A 4,890-nucleotide genomic window follows, 5' to 3' on the forward strand; every position below is an offset into this window, starting at 1 on the left:
GCGGAGCGCGGCGGCAGCTGCTCGTCGGTGAGCTCCTCGACCGGCGACGGCTGTGCGTCGCCGGTCACGGAGTCCTGCTCGTCCGTCACCAGGTCACCGCGTCACGGGGCCTGGAAGCCGGCCGCGGCCAGCACCTGCTCGCCCTGGGCGGAGGCCACGAAGGCCGCGAAGGCCTGCGCGGCCGCCGCGTTCGAGCTGCCCTTGAGCGCGGCGATCGGGTAGGTGGTGATCGCCTTGGCGGCCTCGGGGAAGTCGACCCCGGTGACCTTGCCCTTGGCGCCCTTGACGTCCGTCTTGTAGACGAGCGCGGCGTCCACCTCGCCCAGCTCGACCTTGTTCAGCGCGGAGGTGACGTCCTGCTCCAGGGTGACCGGCGTGAGCTTGACCCCGGCGGCGGTCAGCGCCTTCACGGCGGCGGCGCCGCAGGGCACCGTCTTCGCGCAGAGCGCGACCTTGACGCCGGAGGCGCTCAGGCCGCTGAGCGTAGTCAGGTGCTTGGGGTTGTTCGGGGCGACGGCGATCTCCAGCTCGTTCTTGGCGAAGTCGACGGGCGTGCCGGCCGCGTCGCCCTTGGAGACGACCGTCTGCATGGTCGTCTTGCTGGCGGCGGCGAAGACGTCGGCCGGGGCGCCGGAGACGATGGAGGCGGCCAGGGTGTCGCTGCCGCCGAAGTTGAAGGTGACGCTGGTGCCCGGGTGGGCGGCCTCGAACTCCTTGCCCAGCTCGGTGAAGGTGTTCTTCAGCGACGCCGCCGCGAAGACGGTGACCTTGCCACTGATCGCCGCGGCGGTGCCGGCGCCGGTCGAGGCGGACGCGGTGGCAGAGGCAGAGGAGCCCGCGGTGCTGCCGCCCGAGGAACTGCAGGCGGCGAGGCCCAGCAGGGCGACGGCGGCGGTGGCGGCGACGGCGGTGCGGAGCAGACGCGGCGCGGGGCGAGTGGTCATGCTGGCGACTCCCAAAGTTCTTCGGCTCGGGTGGGTGGCTCAGGTGCGTCGACCGCTCCGCGCCGGCCGGACGGACCGCGGCTCAGGTCCGTTCGACGACGACGTTGGTCGACTTGATCACAGCGACGGCCGGCACGCCCGGTTCCAGGCCCAGCTCCTCCGCGGACTCGCGGCTGATCAGCGAGACCACGCGGAACGGGCCGGCCTGGATCTCCACCTGCGCGGCGACGTCGCCGAGGATCACCTCGGTGACGATGCCGCGAAAGCGGTTGCGGGCCGAGGAGGGCAACCCCTCCTCACTGTGCTCCGACCGCGCGAGTTCACGGGCGAAGGCGGCGAGTTCGGGCCCCGGCACGATGCGGTGACCGTGGTCGTCCCGCTGGGCGCTGAGCCGTCCGGCATCGACCCAGCGGCGCATCGTGTCCGCGCTGACGCCGAGCAGAGCGGCCGCCTCGCCGATCCGATAGCTGTTCACGTGACGATCATCCTGTCGCACCTGCCGCCCTTTCGTCACTCGTAGCATGGCACAAGCGAGCCACCAGGCGAACTTCCTCTCGCATGTGCGGGCCTCCAGGCGTTCTTCGGCGGTTTCGACGCCGACCTAGGGTCGGTCTGGACGGCGCCGATAGGATCTTGGTACGGACCAACGATGCTGGGGGCGGCATGGGCGACGCACAGGACGGGAACCGCGCGGGCGACGGACGGGAGCTGCGACGGGCACGGATCGCGATCTCGGCCGTCTTCGCGATCCACGGCGCGGCGGCCGGGAGCTTCGCGACCCGGATCCCCTGGATCAAGGACCATCTGCACCTGTCCGCCGGGCAGCTCGGCCTGGCCCTGGTCGCGCCCGCCATCGGCTCGTTCGTCTCGATGCCGCTCGCCGGACGGATCCTGCACGCACGCGGCCACCGCGCCGGCAACCGGCTGCTGATCAGCCTCTACGCGGCCGCGCTCGTCCTGCCCGCACTGGCGCCGAACCTGCCGCTGCTCGTCCTCGTGCTGTTCTGCTACGGCGCCACGGCAGGCATCGCCGACGTGGCGATGAACGCGCAGGCGGTGGAGGTGGAGGCGCGACTGGGCCGGTCGATCATGTCGGGGCTGCACGGGATGTGGAGCGTCGGCGGGCTGCTCGGCTCCGGCGTCGGCGTCGCGGCCGCCGCGCTCGCCACACCCGCGTCGGTGCACCTGCCGCTGATGGCGGCCCTTCTCGTCCTGCTCTCCGCGGTGGCCTGCCGCGGCCTGCTGGACGTGCGGCCGGAGCCGGAGGAGGAGGCGCCGCCGCGCTTCGCGCTGCCGCCGCGTTCGGCCGTCGCCATCGGGCTGGTGGGCTTCTGCGCGGTCTTCGCGGAGGGCGCGAGTGGCGACTGGAGCGGGGTGTACCTGCGCTCCACGGCGAACGCCGCCCCCGCCGTGGCCGCTGCGAGCTACACGGCCTTCGCCGCCACCATGGCCTTCGCCCGGCTGTCCGGCGACGCCGCGGTGCGGCGCTTCGGCGCCGTGCGCAGCACGCGCGGCAGCGGCGCGCTGGCGCTCGTGGGCGGCCTGCTGGTCGTCACCGCGCAGGGCGCCGCCCAGGCCATCACGGGCTTCGCCCTGCTCGGCATCGGCATCGCGGTCGTGGTGCCGCTCTGCTTCGCTGCGGCCGGCCACAGCGGCGACAACCCGAGCCGCGCCATCGCGGGTGTCGCGACGGTGACCTACACCTCCGGCCTGGTGGCGCCGGCGACGGTCGGCGCGATCGCCCAGGCGACGTCACTGCGCGTCAGCTTCGGCGTGGTCACGGCACTGACGTTGGGCCTGGTCGCGGGGGCGCAGCTGCTTGCGCCGAGAGTCGTCCGGAGCGGACGGACCGTCAGCGCCGCGCAGTCCGACGCGGTCGAATCGAATCTCTGATCGATTTCGAATATGCCGCCTTGCGCTTGGTCCGACAAATCCGTGGCCGGAAAACGTTGAAGCCCGCAATCATAGGCGCATGAGTTCCATCGACCCCTTCGACCCGAAGGACCGTCAGGTCGTCATTCCCGCCAAGGACGAGCGGGCCGACCCGCCCTACCTCCAGGGCGAGCGGGCCATGCTCGAATCCTTCCTCGAGTGGCACCGGGAGACGCTGGCGTTCAAATGCGCGGGCCTCGACACGGCACAGTTGCGGGAACGCGCGGTGCCGCCGTCGACACTTTCGCTGCTCGGGCTCGTCCGGCACATGGCGGACGTGGAGCGGTTCTGGTTCCGGGTCGTCCTCGACGGCCAGGACGCGACGGCGCACTACTGGTCCGAGAAGTCGCCGGACGGTGACTTCGACGAGGTCGACACGGCCGACGCGGAGGCGTCGGTGGCGACCTGGCGTGAGGAGGTGGCCCTGGCCAGGCAGTTGGCCGAGGCCCGCGGGCTCGACGACACCGGCACCCGTCGCGGCGAGCCGGTGCCGCTGCGGTGGATCTACATCCACATGGTCGAGGAGTACGCGCGCCACAACGGACACGCGGACCTCCTCCGCGAACGGATAGACGGCGCCAAGGGCGAGTAGCGTGACGCCCTGACGGCGAGTCCGGAATGTGCCCGCACGGGCGCGCGTGAAACCCGGTCCGCATCGAAGTCAGCAGATCCGGGGAACAGAAAATCGTACCTATGTTCGAGTGGAACCAGCTGAATCGCCATAACGTCCGAATGAATCGTCAGAACGGTTGACACAGACGGCGCGGCGAGGCGTCCGGACGGGTGCCTTGTCGGTGATCAATGCGATACTCGGACAGCATCGTGGGAAACCACGTCAGCAAGAAGACACTCGCGTCCCGGTCGAGCACCGGTGACGCGGGCACCACACGGGGTAGCAGGACGGATGGGGAGGTTGGGCATGGGAGCAGCACTGCGTGACGACTACCGCGGGTGGCTGTCGCCGTCGGGGCGGTACCCGGTGGCGGTCCCGGACTACGAGGAGCCGTGGGACTCCCCGGAGCCCGAGTCGGCCCCCCTGTCCCCGAAGATCACCCAGGTCCGCCCGACCAGCTTCGAGTCCGCCCGTGAGATCGGCGAGCACGTCCGCGTCGGCACGCCCGTCATCATGGACCTCACCCAGATGGCGGACCCGGACGCCAAGCGCCTGATCGACTTCGCGTCGGGCCTGGTCTTCGGCACCCGCGGCACGATGGAGCGGATCGCCCGCCGGGTCTTCCTGCTCGCGCCGCCGGAGATCGAGGTCATGGTCATCGACAACGCGTCGGACGACTCCGGCTTCTACAACCAGAGCTGACACCGCGTCGGGTTCTCTTGCCGGAGCCCGACGCGCGGACGCCGCCGGCACCGTGCCCCCGTCGCGGTCCCGGCGGTTCTGGATTTGTCACAGCCCCCGCTTAGGCTGCAGTCGAGGTGGGACGGAACGGCCGTCCCCCGCAGACCTGAGGCGGGTGAGGCGATGTTCGCACTGCACGGCATCTGGCGCGCGGACGAGCGCCTCGCGCTGTGGGCGGAGGACGCCGCCCGCCCGATCGCGCCGCCCGACACCGAGGCCGGCCTGCACCCCTTCGCCTGCCCGCCGGCCGCGCTGCGCGCGCTGCTGTCGGCCGTGGGCCCCGGGCTCGCCTGGCTCACCGAGCAGGCCGCGGAGGACGACACCCGGCTCCTCCTGCCGACGGCGGAGGGCACCCCACTCCCCTCACCCGAGATCGACTTCCCCTCCCCGCACGAGCGCCGCGCCGCCGCGCGTCTGACGCCGTGGCGGGTTCCCAGCCTGCTCTTCACCCCGCCCCAGGCCGCCCAGCTCCTCGGCGCCCTCCACTCCCCCGACCGCCAGGCGGTCCACCCCGACCTCCCCGGCCTCGGCCCCACCGAAGCCGCCTACGGCGCCTCCCTCCGCTGGCTCACCGCCCTCCACGACCTCGCCTGGCGCCTCACCGGCCGGGGCCGGGTCTTGCCGAGCGTCAGCCTTCCACGCATCAGCCTGCCGGGCACG

Annotated in this window: 6 protein-coding genes; 4 read left to right on the forward strand and 2 right to left on the reverse strand. The window is 72.0% G+C overall.

The window, feature by feature from the left end; genetic code table 11:
- Positions 1–101: 101 nt before the first annotated feature.
- Positions 102–944 carry a molybdate ABC transporter substrate-binding protein gene (modA, locus tag DN069_RS38320; RefSeq protein ID WP_111507864.1) on the reverse strand — a complete coding sequence of 281 codons (843 nt, stop codon included), beginning with the start codon at positions 942–944 and terminating at the stop codon, positions 102–104.
- Between the two features lie 82 nt (positions 945–1,026).
- Complete coding sequence (locus DN069_RS38325) at positions 1,027–1,419, reverse strand: TOBE domain-containing protein (protein ID WP_207892413.1); 393 nt, start codon at positions 1,417–1,419, stop codon at positions 1,027–1,029.
- Positions 1,420–1,607: 188 nt separating this feature from the next.
- Between DN069_RS38325 and DN069_RS38330 the strand changes: the two genes are divergently transcribed.
- The 4 genes from DN069_RS38330 to DN069_RS38345 form a co-directional block, all read left to right on the forward strand.
- Positions 1,608–2,837: an MFS transporter gene (locus DN069_RS38330; protein WP_111507865.1), complete on the forward strand. Its 1,230-nt coding sequence runs from the start codon at positions 1,608–1,610 to the stop codon at positions 2,835–2,837.
- A 79-nt stretch (positions 2,838–2,916) separates the two neighbouring features.
- On the forward strand, positions 2,917–3,468 hold the full coding sequence (locus DN069_RS38335; protein WP_111507866.1) for a DinB family protein: 552 nt from the start codon (positions 2,917–2,919) through the stop codon (positions 3,466–3,468).
- Between the two features lie 327 nt (positions 3,469–3,795).
- Positions 3,796–4,191: a cell division protein SepF gene (locus DN069_RS38340; protein ID WP_207892414.1), complete on the forward strand. Its 396-nt coding sequence runs from the start codon at positions 3,796–3,798 to the stop codon at positions 4,189–4,191.
- A gap of 162 nt (positions 4,192–4,353) precedes the next feature.
- On the forward strand, positions 4,354–4,890 hold a 537-nt coding region (locus tag DN069_RS38345), incomplete at its 3' end, for a hypothetical protein (protein ID WP_207892415.1).

This window comes from Streptacidiphilus pinicola, assembly GCF_003258295.1.
Classification (GTDB): Bacteria; Actinomycetota; Actinomycetes; order Streptomycetales; family Streptomycetaceae; genus Streptacidiphilus; species Streptacidiphilus pinicola.